Raw genomic sequence first — 17,758 nt, 5'->3', positions numbered from 1 at the left:
CATCGGCCCGGTATCCGCAGTCATCTGTACAGTCTGGCTTACAGCGTATAATACTTCATCTTATCGTCATCATTGAAAAGTTCGATTTTATGATAAATGATCTTCTTCATAGCGGCAACACTATCCGGATAAAGTTCAAAAGGCTCTCTGATTTTTGAATCATTGTTAAGCGTTATCCTAAGCTGCTGATAGAAAGCGTCTTTAATATCGGAAGATATGTTGATTTTGTTTATTCCGCGCTTGACCGACTCCGCAATCTCAGAATCTTTATTCGCGGACCCGCCGTGAAGAACGAGCGGTACCGAAACCTTACTCTTTATTTCGGATAATAATTCCTGTTTTAATTCGGGTTTGAAACCAGGAGGATATATGCCATGGGCGGTTCCGATCGCCACAGCCAGGGTATCGCATCCTGTCCTCTCTACAAATTGCACCGCGTCAGCCGGGTTCGTATAGATAATATGGTCCGTACCGCCTTCCGTATCACCCTGGGTCGTGCCGATGGTGCCTAACTCAGCCTCCACAGATACGCCGAGAGGATGGGCGATGGCCACGACTTTTTTAGTGATTTCGATGTTTTCTTCGAAAGGCAGATGGGAAGCATCTATCATAACCGAAGTAAATCCATCCCGGATCGCTCTTTGGATCTGTCCGACCGTGCTCCCGTGATCCAGATGAATTACCATGGGGACATGGGATTTGTTGGCCCGGTCGATACACATTGAAACAAAGCTGTCACCCTGAAAGGACAGCTCATCGGGATGGAGGGCTAATATTACAGGCGCTTTTTTCTCCTCACAACATTCTACAACAGCATTTAATATTTGTCCAGTACCGATGTTGAAGGCCGGAACTGCAAAATTGTGCTGGTTTGCCACCGCTAAAAGCTCTTTCATGTTCATTAACATAATAACTCTTTCCTCCTGAAATAAATTTTCTCTGAAATATTTTTTCTTAGAAACCCCCATTTCTAAGTATAAGTAACCTTTTGCCACCCTTATAGCTCTATATTAGCGGATATACTCTATCTTTGTCAATGATTTCGTGAAAATTTATTTTATATCCTGTTTACTTTCCCTGTATATCATGCTAATATCAAAGCAGAAATCCCCATTTCGTGAAATTTTATTTTTTCAACATGGTATTCAAATAGAAGCGGAAATTGGAACAGACGGTACGCAAATATAATCAGGAGGTAATTTGATATGTCCGAAATTAAAAAGGTATTTCATAACGGTGGTGGAATATTACAGTTGACCCCAACCTGGGTCCCCCGGGGATTCAATGAACCGGGGCACAGGCTTAGGCTGCATCCGGATGACTACTATGCATTCGGTATGGATCGGGGAGGTATCTGCGAACGCTGGCTGGGAAGCGTCACCGTGGCGCTTAACGGACCCAAGACCGGACCCACGGAGGGGATGAGCTTTGTACTGGCCGACCGGGCATCCGGTTCCAGGATCCTGTTTGCCGACTTTGTCAAAGAACTGGGGGCCGACCTGATTGGGGCAGACCTCCAAAAGGCCTATGGGACGTGGCCGACTTTCGCTAAGATTTATGATTATGAAAAGCCTTTGTTTCATCACCTTCATCTTAAGGAAGAGCAGGCAAACCGGATCGGTATGCACGGGAAGCCGGAAGCCTATTATTTTCCGGTGCAGTATAACGCCTATCTGGGCCGGTTTCCTCTGACCTATTTCGGGTTTGATCCCTCCACTACAAAGGAAGAGGTCATGGAATGCCTGCGTAACTACGATGTCCGCGATAACCGGATCACCGAACTTTCCAGGGCGTACCGCATCCGGCTGGGGACCGGATGGTATACACCTGCGGGGGTAATCCATGCCCCTGCGTCTCTGGTGACCTATGAGCCCCAGTGGAACAGCGATGTAAATACCATAATGGAAAACGTGACCATGGGGGAGGTAAATCCGCATCATCTTCTGACCGACTGCGCCCCGAAAGAAGAAAAAGAAGATCTTGACGCGATCTTCGCACAGATCGACTGGGAAGAAAGTACCCGGCCGGATTATAAAGAGACGTATTTCCGGGCTCCGAAGACTAAATGCGAAACAACCGCAGGAGTTGAAAAATGGGTTGCTTACGCCAATGAGTGGATAGCCGCGAAAGAGACTACCATACTTCCGGGTCAGACCTATGAGCTTCGGGATAAGGCCTGTTACTGCGCGCTGGTTGTCCAGGGGCATGGAAGGTTCGGCAATTTTGAGTGCGAGGCTCCCGGACTGCTGCGTTTCGATGATATCTCGGGGGATGAATTTTTTATATCCGAGAAGACGGCAAATGACGGTGTGGTGATTACCAACACCAGCAGTTATGAACCGTTGGTGATCCTGCAGAATTTCGCGAATAACAATCCGGAGGTTCCCGCGTCCGTTTAACCCGGCAAGTGTTTGCCTGAGTGTGTGAAGGCGGAATTTCCTATCATTCAGAACGGAGGATTCTTATGTATTTTAAATTTGGCGTGGACAGCTTTATATGGGCTGAAAACTTCAGCGAAAAAGACTTGTGGATTATCCAAAAGGCTAAGGATCTAGGCTTTCAGGTGATTGATTTTGCGATAGCTAATCCCTTTACATTTCCGGTTGATGCTGTTGAAAAAGAACTGGAACGTGTGGGGATCGACTGCGTATGTACGACCACTCTGACCCTTGAGACGAATCCGATTTCGCCGGATGCGGCCGTCAGGGAGAATGCGTTAAAAGCGATGAAGAAGGCGGTCGATATCTGCAGAAGGCTGTCGGCCCCGATCTTAGGAGGCGTTAACTATGCCGGGTGGGGATATCTGACCAAAAAACCCCGGACGCAGCAGGAGTGGGAGTGGGGCGTGGAAAACATGCGCAAGGCGGCCGCCTATGCAAAGGAAACCACAGATGTGACAATCTGTGTGGAATGTGTGAACCGGTTTGAAACCCATTTCCTCAACATCGCGGAAGATGCTGTGCGTTTCTGCAAAGAGGTTGGAACCGGCAACGTGAAAGTCCACCTGGACTGCTTCCATATGATCCGGGAGGAGAAAAGCTTTGCCGGCGCTGTGCATACATGCGGAAAGGAATACCTGGGTTACATCCATGTGAATGAAAATGACCGCGGTATTCCCGGAACCGGGCTGGTGCCCTTCCGGGAGTTTTTCCTGGCGTTGGCTGAAGTGGGGTATGAAGGCCCGCTGGTCATAGAATCCTTTGATCCAAGCTTCGAGGAACTGGCGGGCAACTGTGCGATCTGGCGGAAATTTGCCGATACCGGGGAGGAACTGGCGGTGAAAGGACTTGCCAACTTAAAGGCGATCGCCGCCGGGCTGTAGTCTTAATAGAATCAATTATACATAGTCAAGGAGGCTGTCATGAATATTGCTATTGGCTGCGATGAAGCGGCCTATCAGTTAAAAATGGTGATGATCCGCCATTTAAAAACCAAGCCCGGGGTTGCGGTGACGGACTTCGGGGCCCAGGCGGGTGAAACCGTGCTGTACCCGGATGTGGCGAAAGCGGTCGCGGAGGCGGTGGCCCGGGGGGACTATGACCGGGGAATTCTGTTTTGCGGCACAGGGATCGGGATGTGTATTACCGCCAACAAGGTTCCGGGAATCCGCGCGGCTGTCTGCCACGACCCTTTCAGTACGGAGCGCGCGAGAAAAAGCAACGATGCCCAGATCCTTTGTATGGGAGAACGGATAATCGGTCCCGAGCTGGCCCAATACCTGGTGGATATCTGGCTTCAATGCGACTTTTCGGGGGGAGGCAGTACCCCGAAGGTGGAACGGATCAAGGAGATTGAGCACACTTATTATGAACAAAATAAAAATGAACAAAATAAAGATGAAAAAGGGGAGTGATGATTCCAATGAACCGGATCTTTAACAAGGCGGACTATATGGTGGAGGACATGTTAAAAGGGTTCCTGGAGGCGAATAAGGATATCGTAGCGCCTACGGAAAACCCCAGGGTCCTCAAATATAAACAGGCGCCTATTCCCGGTAAAACAGGCGTCGTAACCGGCGGGGGTTCCGGACACAAACCGGCCTTTATCGGATACATCGGCATGAACCTCTGTGACGCGGTTGCGGCAGGAGAGATTTTCTCATCTCCCACCGCCGCTGCGTTTCTGGATGCCTTCAAAGCGGCCGACGCAGGGAATGGGGTAGCCTGCCTCTATGGCAATTATGCGGGAGATAATATGAATGTAAGGATCGCCGTGCGCAAAGCGAAAGCACTCGGTATTACGGTAAAAACGGTAGTGGCCAACGACGACTGTGCTTCGGCGCCTAAAGACCAGGCGGAGAAACGCCGCGGTGTAGCCGGGGAAATACTGATGTGGAAGGTGGGGGGAGCCAAAGCCGCAATGGGGGCGGACCTGGACCAGGTCATAGCCGCTGCCCAGAAGGCCATAGACAACACCCGCTCCGTGGGGATCGGCACTGCCCCCTGCACGATTCCGGCCGTGGGCCATCCGAATTTTATCATCGAGGACGGGACCATGGAAGTGGGGATCGGCCATCACGGGGAACCGGGCATCAAGATAGAACCGCTTAAATCCGCCGACGGGATCGCGGAGGAAATGCTGGACCTGATCCTGCCTGATCTTCCGTACGTCTCCGGGGACGAAGTCGTGGTGCTGCTGTCAGGCCTGGGCGCTACCCCGGTCATGGAGCAGTATATTGTCTACAAGAAGGCAGCGCAGATCCTGGAGGACCGCGGTATCTCGGTCTACAAATCCTATGTGGGAAATTATTTTACCTCTCTGGACATGATGGGGGTTACGCTGACGCTGATGAAGCTGGATGAGGAATTAAAGGAGTGCATAGATCTGCCGGTAAATGCGGTCGGCCTGAAACAATTTTAGAAAAGGAGATGTGACATGACATTTCGCAATGAAACTGCCGGGACGGTTATCCTGGACCTGATCCGGACCATACAGTCGAATAAGGATTATTTAAGCGAGGTTGACGGGAAAATGGGGGACGGCGATCACGGCATTAATATGAACAAAGGATTTACCATTACCGAAGAGAAGCTGGGTAACCGCGCTTTCTCCATGTCAGATGGGTTCCGGGTGCTGGGAGAGACGCTGATGGAGGATATCGGCGGTTCGATGGGCCCGCTCTACGGCGTATTCTTTGAAGAGCTTTCATTGGCCAGCGGTAAAAAGGTAAGGATCGACGAAAAAGTCTTCGGCAATATGCTCCAAAACGCAGCCGACGCCGTCCAGGAGATTGGGGACGCCCAGGTGGGGGATAAAACCCTGATGGATACGCTGCTGCCCGCCCTGGACGCGTATAACGCGGCCTGCGCGGAGGGGAAAAGCTTTGCCGAAGCCCTGGAGGATATGCGGCAGGCGGCGAAGGACGGATGGAGGTCCACAGAGGATATGGTGGCCAGAATCGGGCGCGCCAGCCGGTTGGGAGAGCGCAGCCGCGGAGTTCTGGACGCGGGGGCAACCAGCTGCTATCTGATCCTGGATACCATGGCCCGTTCTATGATAAAGATGCTCAAGCAGGAATGAATAATCAGGAATGAATGATCAGAAATGAATGACTTGAAAAAGAGGGTACCGTCCAATCATCTGTAATAATGATTTCGCGGTACCCTCTTTTGGCGCCTGGTCCTTCTTTAGATTTTTAGAAGCCGATCAGAAACTTAATCGTTTTTATTTCAGGTATTGGTCTACATTATCTTTTGTGACCAGTACGAACGGAACGATATTTTCTTTCTCAAAGGACTGTCCGGCGATAATTGCATCGATAACGCTGACGGCTGCCTTTACCTGTCCGACACCGTCCTGGAGAACGGTTGCGCCCATTTCACCGGCTTTTACCATTTCCAAAGGCTTCTGGTTTCCGTCAACACCAACGCATACGATATCTTTTCTGCCGGCATCGTTGCATGCTCTTTGTGCTGCGGAGGACATATCGTCGTTGTCACAGATGATGGCTTTGAGGTCGTCGCCGTATTTATTCATCATATCTGTCGCCACGTTAGCCGCTTTGTCGGCTGCCCAGTCACAGGGGAAATCGCCAACGGATTCGAATTCGGGATGGTCCTTCATGGTGTTGGCAAGACCCTCGCCACGCTGGATCTGTGCGGAGTTGCCGATGATACCCTGGCAGTGTGCGTATTTTCCGCCGTCGGGAACCTGCTCGATCACCCACTTCGCTAGAAGCTCGCCTGCGTATACGTCGTCGGAACCGCAGTAGGACACGGCGACTTTATCGGTGCTGTCTGTCTTGGAGTTTACAACGATCACATGGATGCCGGCATCCGCCATTTTGGTTACGGCCGGATCGGAAGCGGTTGCTTCGGCCGGAAGAATAATGACCATATCACAGTTTTTTGTGATACATTCGTCGGCGCGGTCGATCTGCTTGTTGGGATCGGTCTCACCATCCAGAATACCGGTCCAGTCGTCGATCTTGCCGTCTTTCTTCATTTGGTCAAAGATTTCCTGAGCTGCGGCATTGATGGGGGCATGGAACGGGTCCACCAGGTTCTTGGAAATGTAGCCGATCGTTATCTTGCCGTCCCCGTTGACATCTGCCGGTATGGCTGAATCGGCGGGAGCCGCTGCGTCGGTTGCCGCAGGAGCGGGGGTCTCAGCTTTTGCCGGGGCCTCTGTCTTGGCAGGTTCGGGCGCGGCTGCCGGGGTTTCTTCCTTCGCGCCGCAGGCGGTCATACCGAGTACCATAATACCTGCTAACAATAGTGCCAAACCCTTTTTCATGTTTTTCATTTCTTTTCCTCCTTTTGGAATGGTTTTATCGTAAATCCCCGTTTTTGGGGCCTTTACTTCTTGCGTCGGACATCTACCCTTTTTTCCGGTTCAGCACCATATCCAGTAAGACCGCGCCGATAATAACTGCGCCTTTGGTCATGGATTGGTAATAGGATTCGATTCCGATCAGGTTCATGCCGTTGTAAATAAAGCCGATAATAAAGATACCCATGACAACGCCCGGAATGGTAGCGACGCCTCCGGCAAAGGATGTGCCGCCCAATACACAGGCAGCCACCGCATCGGTCTCATAGCCGATCCCGATATTGGACTGGGCTGATGAGGTTTTAGCGGTAAAGATGATGCCTGCGATACCGGCCAGCAGGCCGCTGATGGTGTAGGCCCCGACCTTGGTCCAGAACTCACTGACGCCGGATGCGATGGCCGCATGGACATTACCGCCCACTGCGAAGATATAGCGGCCGAATTTGGTCCAGTGGAGCATAATATATACGATGACGGTCACGACAAATAAAATCACAATGGGCAATGGGATCGGTCCCACCTTGGACGAATAGATATGCTGAAAGGTCTCGCTGGTCAGCGGTATCGCATTGCCGCCGCTGATTACCTGCGCCAGGCCCCGGATGATCAACTGGGTGGACAGGGTGACGACGAAGGGGAACATGTTAAATCTGGCTACGAAAAATCCGTTCAGGAACCCAAAGGCGGTGGAAGCCAGCAGGGCAATCAGACAGGCCAGAAACGGGTTTACGCCGAAGTTCGTAATAAACTGGCCGAGAATACAGCTGACCAGAGCTAACTGGGCGCCCACCGACAGGTCGATACCGCCGGTAGTGATTACCAGGCACATACCGTAGGAAATCATACCGTTGATGGACACCTGGGTCGCCACATTGATAAAGTTCTTTGCGCTGCGGAAGGCAGGTTCCATAATTGAAATAACGATAATCATAATGAACAGGACTACGCCGATTCCATATTTACCCATGAACATTCGGAACTTATCCCTGTCTACTCCCAACACTTTCTTTTCTTCTTTAACCGCCATTGCTTTCTCCTCCTATTTACCGCCAAATTCCTTGGCCAGAATTTTTTCCTGTCCCATGACACCGCTTACGATCTCTTCCCTCAAAACTTCCCCGTTCAGCTTTCCCTCATGATAAATGAGGATCCGGTCACTCATTCCCATGACTTCGGGAAGCTCTGAAGAAATCATGATCACCGCCATGCCCTTTGCTGCGAATTCGCACATAAGGGAGTGTATCTCTGCTTTTGCGCCTACATCCACGCCCCGGGTCGGCTCATCCAGAATCAGAACTTTGGGGTTCGCCATAAACCATTTGGCGATGACGACCTTCTGCTGGTTCCCGCCGCTCAGGGAGAATCCGTCATGTTCGATGCTGGCGGCCTTTACCGTCAGCATTTTAGCCACTTCGCCGCACTCTTTTTTTTCGCGCTTCTGGTTGATCAGCAGGCCCCGCTGCCTGGCCGGCAGATTTGGCAGGGAGATATTTTCCCGGATAGAACGGAACAGGCAAAGGCCGTATTCCTTTCTGTCCTCGTTAACCATGCAGATCCCTTTTTTGATGGCTGCCCTGGGGCTTTTATTCGTTATTTTTTTGCCGTCTAAATACATGGAGCCGCTTTTGATCTTGTCAAGCCCGAAGATAGCACGCATCGTCTCACTCCGCCCGGAACCGACCAGGCCGGAGATGCCCAGGATCTCCCCTTTATGTACCTCGAAACTGATATTTTCAAAACCGTTTCCGGTCAGATTCTCAACTTTGAAAACTGTCTCCCCTATCTCGCAGTCTGTCTTTGGGAATACATTGGCCACATTGCGGCCGACCATCATGGATATCAGCTCATCCTTTGTTACTTCCCCCAGATTGCAGCTGTTTACGAAGGTGCCGTCGCGGAATACGGAGACCCGGTCGCAAATCTCAAAGATCTCATCCATCCGGTGGGAGATATAGATAATAGCCACTCCCTTGTCCTTTAATTCCCGGATGGTGCGGAACAGATGCTCGGTCTCCTCGCTGTCCAGGGAAGAGGTGGGCTCATCCATGATAATCAAATGTGCGTCGCAGGAGACGGCCTTGATGATCTCGATCATCTGTACCTGGGCCAGGGTCAATTCCTGCATCAGCGTTTTGGGGCCATAGGGAAAATCGAACTTGTTCAGGATTTCCGCAGCCCTGCGGTTCTGCTCCTTTTTGTTCAGAAGAACGCCGCCAACTGTATTTTCCCTTTTCAGAAAGATACTTTCGGCAATACTGAGAAAGGGTTCCGGGTTCAGTTCCTGATGAATCATGGATATGCCGGCGGCGATTGCCTCCACAGGGCCTTTTACCGAATAGGGTTTTCCCTCGAACGTAATCGATCCGGCGTCCGCCTTATACAGGCCTATGATGGTTTTCATCAGTGTGGATTTTCCGGCTCCGTTTTCACCCAGGAGCGCGTGCACCTCGCCCCTGCGCACGTGCAGCTGTACGTTGGAAAGCGCCTGGGTACCGCCGAATGCCTTGGATATCCCCTCGCATTCCAAAATGTAGTCCTCTTTTTTCTCCATACCTGTTCACTCCTATATCGTATTCGTTAATTCAGGTTTCTTCCTAATAATGTCACCTGCTCTATGATGTTCCGGCTTTCCCGGTAGGCTTCTTTGAACAGCCGGTAATATTCCTCATAGATGCGGTGGTTACTCTCACTGGGAGTGACCGTCAGATCCCGGTACCTTACCGCCTGCCTGCAGCCATCCTCTATGCTTTGGTATATCCCGGTTCCGGTCCCGGCGGCGATTGCCGCGCCCAGGCAGGCCTGTTCTTCCGTGTCCGCCACTTTCAGGGGGAGACCGTAGATGTCGGACTGTATCTGAAGCCAGGGGATGCTTCTGGCGCCTCCGCCGGACGCGATGATGTGGTCCGCCTGAAGCCCCAGCCCTCTGCAGACCTCCATGCAGTCCCGGAGGGCAAATGCCACTCCCTCCATTACGGCCCTCGTCATCTCGGCCCGTCCGGTGTTCAGGTGTAACCCCAGAAACAGGCCCGTCAGGTTCGGATTAATGTGAGGGGTTCTCTCGCCGGTCAGATAAGGCAGGAACAACAAGCCGCCGCTCCCCGGCAGAACCGCGGAGGCCTCTTCGTTCACCTGCCGGTAATCGGTCTGCCGGAGGACTCCGTTGATCCATTTAAGGGAAAGGCCTGCGCTCATAATGGCGCCCATGGTGATCCACCGGTCTTTGGAGTACCCGCAGAAGGTATTCGTATTTAGGTCCGGGTTGGATACCGGGTGAGCACTTTGGAAACAGACTTGGCCGCTGCTTCCCACATTTACCGTAGCAAAGCCCGGCCCTATGCTTCCGTTTCCGATCGCCTGCATGACCTGGTCGCTGCCTCCGGCGACGACTCTTGTGCCCGCGCATAATCCGGTCTCTCCGGCTGCCTGTTCCGTTACGGTTCCGGCGGTATCCGCTGTGCCGAAACATTCGGGAAAATAATCAACCGGCACATCCAGAGAATTCAAGATGTTTGCGGACCAGCAGCCTTTTTTGATATCGAAGGCCAGGGTCGCAGATGCGTCCGAATAATCGGAGGCGATCACCCCTGTCATCCGAAAACGGATGTAGTCTTTGGGGAGCATCACGTAGCGTATCTTTTCATAATTACCGGGTTCTTCCTCCCGCACCCACAGCAGGGAGGGGAGCAGAAATCCCGTATAGACCGGATTCATGAACCACTCCCGGATCTTCTCCATTCCCAGCTGATCCTTGATCTCTTCCACTTGCCTGGAGGAACGGGCGTCGCAGTGGAGGATCGCCGGCCGCACCGGCCGGTAAGAGCTGTCCAGCATTACGACGCCGTGCATCTGACCGGAAAAACTGATTCCACGGACTGCGTGAGGCGGTATCCCGGATATTCTGAGCGCCTCCGCCGTGGTTTCGCAGCAGGCCTGCCACCATTGGCCGGGATTCTGTTCCGCGTAGCCGTTATGGGGAGAAGCAAACTGATATGATCTGGCGCTGATTGCCTTTACATGACCGGATACATCCATGATGAGCGTCTTTAAGCTGGATGTTCCCAGATCAATTCCCATCAGATAAGACATGGAAGGCACCTCCTTTGCTTATTTCAGAAAGCTGGTATGTACCCCTGCTACAAAGGTATCTCCCAACCCTATCGTATACTTTGGCTTTTCCAGATAGCGAGACGGCACAAGGCAGACATACTCGTCAAGCTGCATCTGTGACAGTTCTTCGAAGAACCGGAGGCCGGCCCGGCTTAAATCCATCTTCAGACTGTCCGAACACATCTTTAGGCTTCCGTAGCTTCCAAGGCGCGCTCTGGTCGCCGACATCAGGTTCCCTATGGTCAGCCCTTTTTCTATATCGATGCCCGGAAGCCGGGAACCAAAATACATGGCGTAATCCTTCGTATGGAGAACGATCCCACATACCGGAAATCTGTGCAGCATAGCCCGAAGTCCATCCAGTACGCTGGGCAGGCTCTCCTTGTCCAGTACCTTTCCGAATCTTCGAAGCTGAGTGTCCAGTTCTTCCTCATTCATACCCAGGATGTCTACGTATCGGCTGATGGAACGGTACAGCAGTTCCTTTACATCCAAGTTCATATAATCCGCGCCTTCGAAATAGAGGACGAAATCCGGGTTCGCTTTTTTGAGTCTCTCATAATGAGGGCACAGCGTATCCAGCCGCTCCTGCATAATCTGTTTGTCTACCACCGCGTCAAACCCGGCGACCAGGTAGGCGGAGATATCACAGGGATGCTCTTCCAGATACCTGAGAAAATAATCAGGGACCGGAACCGATTTATGTACGGAGTCGCAGAACAGGATCAGCCGGTTTGATACCGGGATATCATATTCCTTTCCGCGGATCTTTAATTTATCTCCTTTGGTAAACTGGAGAATCATATGGTAGAGCGGCGGTTCCTTCTGCGCATGCCCTTTTACGGATACCAGCTGCCCCTGTTCATCGACGAGCCGGATATCCCCATGTTCCAGTTTTTGGCAGACCTCGGGGGAACGGTCGGTCAACTGAACGACTACCGGAATTCCCAGCGCTCCCAGGGCTGCCGCTCCCTGCGCCCCGTTTCCGCCCAGACCGTATTCCAGGTCAAAGGCGTTCTCCAGGTATTCACAGACAGCGATATCAGCCACCTCGATGCTTCCGCCCATCCCTTTTATCAGATACCCGCTGGTGATGCGCGCGAAGTCTTCCATACTGTTGATGATATCTTCGGTGTCCCCGGTGGGCTTCTCCGGCAGAAATTCATCCAGAATCCGGTTAAACTTTTCGATATCCCATTTAAAAATAACGTCCAGATTACTTGTATAACCGAATACCAAATGCTTCCGCAGAGTATCGATATTTGCGATGTCTTCTTCGATTTGTCTCAGATACGTTTCATAAGCATCAAGATAAGCCATTTTTTTCTCCATTTTCAGGTGATTCCCTTATTTTTGAATTGATGGTATATAAAAAGTATATTCACGGTAAAGCCATCTGTCAATAAAATTATGAAATATTTTTTTATAGAAAATGAATAAATTGGTAAAATAAATAGTATATTTATGAATTTGCAATGCATTTTTGTTGAAAATCTCCATTAAATGTAAAATTTTATTTCGTACAGACGGTTTCATGCTCTACTTCACGAAACTGAAAAACGCTTGAGAATATCATGGAAATCCATTGAAGTGTATCTCTGTGCAAAGATAAATTGCTTAAGAAGAAGCGTAACGCACAGATGGGGAAGCAGCTTTTGAAGGGGGATTCGGATCTGGGATTTGGCGGTGGACTGCAGGTTAAAAATAGACTACAATGAAAATATAATAAATAGAAAAGGGGAGGATTTTTATGTATTGTACGAAATGCGGAGCAGAGATTACGGAGGGCAGCAGCGTCTGTCAAAATTGTGGTGCAGATACATCTTACTCGGGAGCAGAAGCTGGTCAGGATGTATACCGGCAGGATAATCCCGCATCGGAAGGCTTGACGGGCGGATATCCGGCTCAGGAACCGGCTCCATCCCCGAATAAGAAGAAACTGGGTCTTATATTGGGAGCGGCAGGGGCCGCGGTTGTTATTCTGATCATCATCGCGGCCTTATTGCTGTCCGGGGGTAAAAAAGACGGATATTACAATGGGGTTAAATGGGGAACATCCATGGATGACGTTATGGATAAAATTGAAGGAAAGTATGAGTTGGGCAAGGACGGCAATACTGTCGTTGAATATTTCACGGGATTTGAGAGCTTGAAAACAATGGAAGGCGGCGCGCAATACATTTTTCAGGAGGGAAGGCTCGTTGCGGTATATGTGATTCTCAATGTCGGAGGCTCTGATATGGATTATGATGAGGCCATGCGTACCACGCGGAAGGATTTGGAAAAATTATACGGAGATGCTAAGACAGATGACATATACAGCGGCATGAATATCGACTACTACCAATGGGAGACGAAAAAGAGCGATATCGCTTTAACCGGAATGGATGATATCTTGGCCATAATGTATAAGGACATTCGTGTGGAGAATGTGGAAATATAATAATAGAGCGGTTGTCGCACGCGGATACGCTCTTCGATAGCGATTGCATTTTTATAACAGGCTTGTTATAATGATTCTATCTAAGTTTTTCTGTTATAGCATATAAAGGAAGGGTGTAGGAGATTACATTGGATTCTATTGATTATTACAATAAGTACGCTGCGGCCTATTACGAAAGCACAGTTGATCTGGACATGTCGGAGGCGCTGGACCGCTTCATCAAGTATCTGCCTGAAAACGCAGAGGTGATGGATCTGGGATGCGGATCAGGACGGGACTCGTTGTACCTGGAGGAAGCAGGCTTTTATGTAACCGCGGTAGACGGATCGGAAGAAATGTGTAAGCTGGCGGAGATCAATCTTGGAAAAGAAGTTCTGAATATACGGTTTGAGGAACTGGATTTCGACGGTGTATTTGACGGGATCTGGGCTTGCGCTTCCCTGGTGCATGTGGAGAAGGACAAAATGGAAGGCGTGCTGAACCGGGTGTTCCGGGCGCTGAAGCCGGACGGTGTATTGTATATGTCCTTCCGTTTCGGGGATTCCCATGGATTTGACAACGGCAGATACTATTATGACTATACGATCGCCTCGCTGGCGAAGGTACTTCAGAAGTCTGATGATGTGGAGACGCTGGAGATCTGGAAGTCCAATGATGTGCGCAGCGAGAGAAATACAAAATGGGTAAATGTAATCGTTAAAAGGATTATAGAATAAAAGGTGCAAAAGGGGACATGTCCAAATTGAAATGGACATGTCCCAAACTGATTTGGACATGTCCCAAACCGGAATGGACATGTCCCCTTTCGAAGTTTTGTCTGCTAGAAATATGATAGGAAGGTATTATAAAAGGCATCCGGGTCCTGCTGTTTTCTAAGTTCGTTCATCCTGTCATTTTCATTGGTAATGTCTATAAAGATCGAAAAAAAGTCATCCATCTTAATGCTATTTCTTTCTAAATCCTCTAAATTAAAGGCATAGACGAAAATCAAATCGACTTCCGCGTCGTCCCAGGGAATCGGGGTATCGAGAAGGGCGATGGAGAGCGCGGATTGGTGAACTTGCTCACTGTCGCCGTGAGTGAAGACCAGACCGTTTCCGATGTAAGTGCTGCATAGAGATTCCCGGTAGAGCACGGTATTATAAAAAGCGTTTGTGACGTTTCCGGATGTTTCCATAAGGGTACAAAGTTTTTTGAGTATCTCATTTTTGCTGCAGGAATGCACACCTGTGAGAATACCGGAAGGGCGAAGCAGGTAATGTATGGCCGCTCTGGTCCTGGCGGTCTGTTTCTCGCGTTCTGTGATGTCCAGCATAACTTTCTGGATGGCGTCAATGTCATCGGGAGTCAGGATGGAGTTCACCTGTACCACGGTTTTACCGGAATGTGCAATGGCGCAGTTGGAGATGACGAAATCGTAGGCGCTGTGGTGATAGGGATTCGTGTCCAGTTGGTGCAGGGGAAGTACATCGATCAGGGAGAGGTTTGGTATGTTTTTTTCGATGACGGCGTTTAACAATGCGATTTCGCCCAGTCCGGTGCCGGTCTTCCAGACCGCTATGGCCCGGAGGTGGTTGGCTGCCCGTTCAAGGGCGGCGGCAAAAAACAAGACCAGGCAGCAGCTCTCCTCTTTGTTGAGTTCCACGTGAAAATAGTGATTGAACAGAAGATTAGTGGACCAGATAATCGCGAATAATCTGGAATATTGTTTTCTTATGGTATCATAGGAACCTTTGAAGGAAGTGTGATGAAACTGCAGACGGCACACGGCGGATGGGATGTAGTGTACCAGGTCATCGTAAAGTTTACGGTCTTGGGCGATGCGCCTGTTCAGCATGTTGCCTGTCCTCTCCAGCAGTTCATCCAGAAAATCCCGCAGCAAGGAGGGAACAATGCTGTAACGGTAATCCGAATTGAGATATTCCAGGTTGCTGCACAAAAATAAGGATGAGATCAGGGCGGATTCCTGAGGCGGCAGTTTCAATTGGAGGTTTTCTGCGAAAAGAGCGGTAAATTCCTGACTCAATGCGTAAGCGGGATTATGCTCCGAAACAGTCACGGTATGAGGCTCCCGGTATTCCAAAAGGTGATGCTGCCGCATTCGATACATGGATATGGCCAGGAAGATGCACATTCGTTCAAATGAATAATCAATAAAACGGATTCCCTGTTCTTTTTCAAAACGCAGCATAAGGTTTATAATTTTACGAATGCCGGGGCCCGGAAATAACCCCTCCAGGATTTCGACGGAGACCACATCAGCAGTTGATATGGGGGTGGCTTTGATCCGGGAAGCGTTGATCTGATAGCCGTGTTTTTTTAATTGATGATATAAGGTAGCTGCGGCAGTTCTCCACGAATACTCGCAGTAGGACAGCGAAAGTCCGCTGGGGGACCCCTTTTGAATGGTTATATCGTACTCCGCCAGTACATTTTCTGCCGTATTCAGCAGATGATAGGCAGTGGGACGGCTGACAAAAAGCAGATCCGCCAGTTTCTGCATGCTTAAGGTCTGCGGAGGGGAAAAGAGCAGGAGGTAAATGAGCAGGAGAAGCCGGGACTTTATATTGGGATCTGTGGAGAAGCTGAAGGGCAGCTGCGCTTTTATCAAAGTACGGATGTCCTCTTTTTCCAGAAAAAACTGGTTGGAAGAGTCTCTGTGAAAGCTGATCTGATACTGCTCGGCCAGATAATTGCCGATATAGCGCATGTCATTGCGCGCGGTACTCAAGGAGATGTTATAGGTTTCAGCGATTTCCAGATAAGACAGAGCTGCTTCCCGGGTTACGAAATGTTTCAGAAGCCGCTGCTGGCGTGTTGTCAGGTTCATGAGCGGATGCCCCTTTCCTGTTCAGACAATTGCTAAATGCGGGTTACATGGATGCAGGTTATACAGATGTTTTGTAAATAAGAATCGCTATTTTTGAAGCAGGTAGTTGATAATCCAATCATAACCTGTTTATATTTGGATTTCAATCATTCATCTGCATGTAAAAATGAAAAAAGCACGGGAAAATCTACAAATATTATACAATTTAACGAAATATTTGACGGATAAGACGTTAAAGCTCCAAATAAAAAGGTAAAGTGTAAATTTATTTAAAAATTTTACTATTATCTTAGAAACTATGCACAATCCCAAATGTTATGATTTGAATGCAAACATTAAAAAGAACCGTTCTGGAAGGAGGATGTATTCATGAAACATATTAAAATCTCAGCAGGTATTGCCCATTTTGACTACTCAAAGTTAGGCGAGAACATGAAGGAAGCCATGGACGCCGGTGCGGACATTGTCCATGCCGATGCGGCCGATATGGTGGAGCTTCCGATTAATCTGCAGCTGATGGGCGGTCCCCAGATCATCGAGGGATTCCGCAAGGTGACGGATAAACCCATCGAGTGTCATTTCTACACTTCGGAATGCGATAAGATATTTATAGACAGAATCGCGGAAGTGGGATGCAATATGCTGATTCTCCCGGCGGAGAGGTTTATCGGGGCTACTCTGGCTTACCGGATAGAATGGTGCAAACGGCTGGGAATGAAGATCGGACTAACCATCGGCTGCTATACGCCTCTTTGTTTTCTGGATGAGGCCATCTACGACATCGACCGGCTCCATATCGTCACACACGGAACATCGAATACCGATGGAAAAGACAATTGGTACTGGAGAGATTCCGTGCTGGATCTGGTGCATCGGGCCAGAAAGATGATCGATGAGAAAAATCCGAAGTGCGAACTGGCGGTCGATGGCGGAATCCGGACCGATAATGTGGAGCCGCTGATCGAGTGTAATCCGGACGTGGTAATTCTTTCCACCGCTATTTTCAGAAACGAAAAGGGAATCACCTATGCAGTGAAAGAATTCCGGGAAATCCTGGATCAGCTCTCTGAGAAGTATCACCTGCAGTAGGGACCGGACAGTTGAGCCGAAGCACATAAGGAGGACTTCAATGAAGATACGTGAGGTAATCGACGAAAATACAGTAAATCTGGAACTGGAAGCCAATGACAGGGACAGCGTAATCTGGGAACTGGCTAAAATGTTAAATCATAACGGATTGATCCAGGACCTGGAATGTTTTATACAAAGTGTGTTGGAACGGGAAAAAATCTGTTCCACCTACAGCACCTCGGAGCTGGCGGTGCCTCACGGGATCAGTCCATCGGTAAGAAAGGCCGGACTGTGCTTCGGCCGCTTGACTTCCGCCATTGACTGGGACGGGGATCAGGAGACACCGGTAAGATATGTCTTTCTGATCGCGATACCCCAGGCGGAAGATGAGGCGGTTATTAACCGTCATCTGGAGATGATTTCCTCTATCGCGGTTTCGGCGCTGCAGGAAGATAATTTGGAAAAATGGGGTAAAGTGAAGGATGCAGAAGAGTTTTTAGCCACGCTGGAAACAGCGGATGGAAGGGGTTAGAACT

At 49.8% G+C, this 17,758-nt stretch carries 16 protein-coding genes; 9 read left to right on the top strand and 7 right to left on the bottom strand.

Features of this window, described 5'->3' with window-relative positions; all coding sequences use genetic code 11:
- Window positions 1-38: 38 nt before the first annotated feature.
- Window positions 39-908: a ketose-bisphosphate aldolase gene (locus tag KTH89_RS09020; RefSeq protein WP_158345639.1), complete on the bottom strand. Its 870-nt coding sequence runs from the start codon at window positions 906-908 to the stop codon at window positions 39-41.
- Window positions 909-1,205: 297 nt separating this feature from the next.
- On the opposite strand from KTH89_RS09020, the gene KTH89_RS09015 reads away from it, so the two are divergent.
- The 5 genes from KTH89_RS09015 to dhaL all read left to right on the top strand — a co-directional run bounded on the left by KTH89_RS09015 (window position 1,206) and on the right by dhaL (window position 5,520).
- Window positions 1,206-2,399 carry a hypothetical protein gene (locus tag KTH89_RS09015; RefSeq protein WP_238721437.1) on the top strand — a complete coding sequence of 398 codons (1,194 nt, stop codon included), beginning with the start codon at window positions 1,206-1,208 and terminating at the stop codon, window positions 2,397-2,399.
- A gap of 65 nt (window positions 2,400-2,464) precedes the next feature.
- Window positions 2,465-3,322, top strand: coding sequence for a sugar phosphate isomerase/epimerase family protein (locus tag KTH89_RS09010; RefSeq protein ID WP_158345637.1), 858 nt, complete (start codon window positions 2,465-2,467; stop codon window positions 3,320-3,322).
- 39 nt (window positions 3,323-3,361) lie between these two features.
- On the top strand, window positions 3,362-3,853 hold the full coding sequence (gene rpiB, locus KTH89_RS09005) for a ribose 5-phosphate isomerase B (protein ID WP_238721436.1): 492 nt from the start codon (window positions 3,362-3,364) through the stop codon (window positions 3,851-3,853).
- Window positions 3,854-3,861: 8 nt separating this feature from the next.
- Window positions 3,862-4,860: a dihydroxyacetone kinase subunit DhaK gene (locus KTH89_RS09000; protein ID WP_238721435.1), complete on the top strand. Its 999-nt coding sequence runs from the start codon at window positions 3,862-3,864 to the stop codon at window positions 4,858-4,860.
- A gap of 15 nt (window positions 4,861-4,875) precedes the next feature.
- Entirely contained in the window at window positions 4,876-5,520 is a 645-nt protein-coding gene (gene dhaL, locus KTH89_RS08995; protein WP_238721434.1) for a dihydroxyacetone kinase subunit DhaL, read from the top strand.
- Between the two features lie 144 nt (window positions 5,521-5,664).
- Here dhaL and KTH89_RS08990 read toward each other — a convergent pair whose 3' ends face one another.
- From KTH89_RS08990 to KTH89_RS08970, 5 genes are all read right to left on the bottom strand, one after another.
- On the bottom strand, window positions 5,665-6,744 hold the full coding sequence (locus KTH89_RS08990; RefSeq protein ID WP_158345633.1) for a substrate-binding domain-containing protein: 1,080 nt from the start codon (window positions 6,742-6,744) through the stop codon (window positions 5,665-5,667).
- A 73-nt stretch (window positions 6,745-6,817) separates the two neighbouring features.
- Window positions 6,818-7,798 carry an ABC transporter permease gene (locus tag KTH89_RS08985; RefSeq protein WP_158345632.1) on the bottom strand — a complete coding sequence of 327 codons (981 nt, stop codon included), beginning with the start codon at window positions 7,796-7,798 and terminating at the stop codon, window positions 6,818-6,820.
- Window positions 7,799-7,810: 12 nt separating this feature from the next.
- A complete protein-coding gene (locus KTH89_RS08980) occupies window positions 7,811-9,322 on the bottom strand; it encodes a sugar ABC transporter ATP-binding protein (RefSeq protein WP_238721433.1) in 1,512 nt (503 codons plus the stop codon).
- A 26-nt stretch (window positions 9,323-9,348) separates the two neighbouring features.
- The gene (gene xylB / locus KTH89_RS08975) at window positions 9,349-10,857 is read right to left on the bottom strand and encodes a xylulokinase (protein WP_238721432.1); all 1,509 of its coding nucleotides are present in this window, start codon (window positions 10,855-10,857) and stop codon (window positions 9,349-9,351) included.
- Between the two features lie 18 nt (window positions 10,858-10,875).
- Window positions 10,876-12,198: an ADP-dependent glucokinase/phosphofructokinase gene (locus KTH89_RS08970; RefSeq protein WP_238721431.1), complete on the bottom strand. Its 1,323-nt coding sequence runs from the start codon at window positions 12,196-12,198 to the stop codon at window positions 10,876-10,878.
- Window positions 12,199-12,628: 430 nt separating this feature from the next.
- Here KTH89_RS08970 and KTH89_RS08965 point away from each other — a divergent pair, with 430 nt between their 5' ends.
- Together KTH89_RS08965 and KTH89_RS08960 are read left to right on the top strand one after the other, a co-directional pair.
- A complete protein-coding gene (locus tag KTH89_RS08965) occupies window positions 12,629-13,321 on the top strand; it encodes a zinc ribbon domain-containing protein (RefSeq protein ID WP_238721430.1) in 693 nt (230 codons plus the stop codon).
- Between the two features lie 128 nt (window positions 13,322-13,449).
- Window positions 13,450-14,037: a class I SAM-dependent methyltransferase gene (locus tag KTH89_RS08960; RefSeq protein WP_238721429.1), complete on the top strand. Its 588-nt coding sequence runs from the start codon at window positions 13,450-13,452 to the stop codon at window positions 14,035-14,037.
- A gap of 104 nt (window positions 14,038-14,141) precedes the next feature.
- Here KTH89_RS08960 and KTH89_RS08955 read toward each other — a convergent pair whose 3' ends face one another.
- Window positions 14,142-16,151, bottom strand: a complete 2,010-nt coding sequence (locus tag KTH89_RS08955; protein WP_238721428.1) for a BglG family transcription antiterminator — start codon at window positions 16,149-16,151, stop codon at window positions 14,142-14,144.
- 369 nt (window positions 16,152-16,520) lie between these two features.
- Between KTH89_RS08955 and KTH89_RS08950 the strand changes: the two genes are divergently transcribed.
- Together KTH89_RS08950 and KTH89_RS08945 are read left to right on the top strand one after the other, a co-directional pair.
- A complete protein-coding gene (locus tag KTH89_RS08950) occupies window positions 16,521-17,240 on the top strand; it encodes a ribulose-phosphate 3-epimerase (protein ID WP_158345625.1) in 720 nt (239 codons plus the stop codon).
- 40 nt (window positions 17,241-17,280) lie between these two features.
- Window positions 17,281-17,754: a PTS sugar transporter subunit IIA gene (locus tag KTH89_RS08945; protein ID WP_238721427.1), complete on the top strand. Its 474-nt coding sequence runs from the start codon at window positions 17,281-17,283 to the stop codon at window positions 17,752-17,754.
- Window positions 17,755-17,758 lie beyond the last annotated feature (4 nt).

It is taken from the genome of Diplocloster agilis, from assembly GCF_019042275.1.
Classification (GTDB): domain Bacteria; phylum Bacillota; class Clostridia; order Lachnospirales; family Lachnospiraceae; genus Diplocloster; species Diplocloster agilis.
Note: the sequence above shows the minus strand (reverse complement) of the source record. Positions and strands in the feature narration are given on the sequence as shown.

Excerpts from the sequence above, each read along its gene's own strand:
- KTH89_RS09020 (WP_158345639.1), bottom strand. The coding sequence starts at position 908 with ATGTTAATGAACATGAAAGAGCTTTTAGCGGTGGCAAACCAGCACAAT.
- KTH89_RS09015 (WP_238721437.1), top strand. The coding sequence starts at position 1,206 with ATGTCCGAAATTAAAAAGGTATTTCATAACGGTGGTGGAATATTACAG.
- KTH89_RS09010 (WP_158345637.1), top strand. The coding sequence starts at position 2,465 with ATGTATTTTAAATTTGGCGTGGACAGCTTTATATGGGCTGAAAACTTC.
- rpiB (WP_238721436.1), top strand. The coding sequence starts at position 3,362 with ATGAATATTGCTATTGGCTGCGATGAAGCGGCCTATCAGTTAAAAATG.
- KTH89_RS09000 (WP_238721435.1), top strand. The coding sequence starts at position 3,862 with ATGAACCGGATCTTTAACAAGGCGGACTATATGGTGGAGGACATGTTA.
- dhaL (WP_238721434.1), top strand. The coding sequence starts at position 4,876 with ATGACATTTCGCAATGAAACTGCCGGGACGGTTATCCTGGACCTGATC.
- KTH89_RS08990 (WP_158345633.1), bottom strand. The coding sequence starts at position 6,744 with ATGAAAAACATGAAAAAGGGTTTGGCACTATTGTTAGCAGGTATTATG.
- KTH89_RS08985 (WP_158345632.1), bottom strand. The coding sequence starts at position 7,798 with ATGGCGGTTAAAGAAGAAAAGAAAGTGTTGGGAGTAGACAGGGATAAG.
- KTH89_RS08980 (WP_238721433.1), bottom strand. The coding sequence starts at position 9,322 with ATGGAGAAAAAAGAGGACTACATTTTGGAATGCGAGGGGATATCCAAG.
- xylB (WP_238721432.1), bottom strand. The coding sequence starts at position 10,857 with ATGTCTTATCTGATGGGAATTGATCTGGGAACATCCAGCTTAAAGACG.
- KTH89_RS08970 (WP_238721431.1), bottom strand. The coding sequence starts at position 12,198 with ATGGCTTATCTTGATGCTTATGAAACGTATCTGAGACAAATCGAAGAA.
- KTH89_RS08965 (WP_238721430.1), top strand. The coding sequence starts at position 12,629 with ATGTATTGTACGAAATGCGGAGCAGAGATTACGGAGGGCAGCAGCGTC.
- KTH89_RS08955 (WP_238721428.1), bottom strand. The coding sequence starts at position 16,151 with ATGAACCTGACAACACGCCAGCAGCGGCTTCTGAAACATTTCGTAACC.
- KTH89_RS08950 (WP_158345625.1), top strand. The coding sequence starts at position 16,521 with ATGAAACATATTAAAATCTCAGCAGGTATTGCCCATTTTGACTACTCA.
- KTH89_RS08945 (WP_238721427.1), top strand. The coding sequence starts at position 17,281 with ATGAAGATACGTGAGGTAATCGACGAAAATACAGTAAATCTGGAACTG.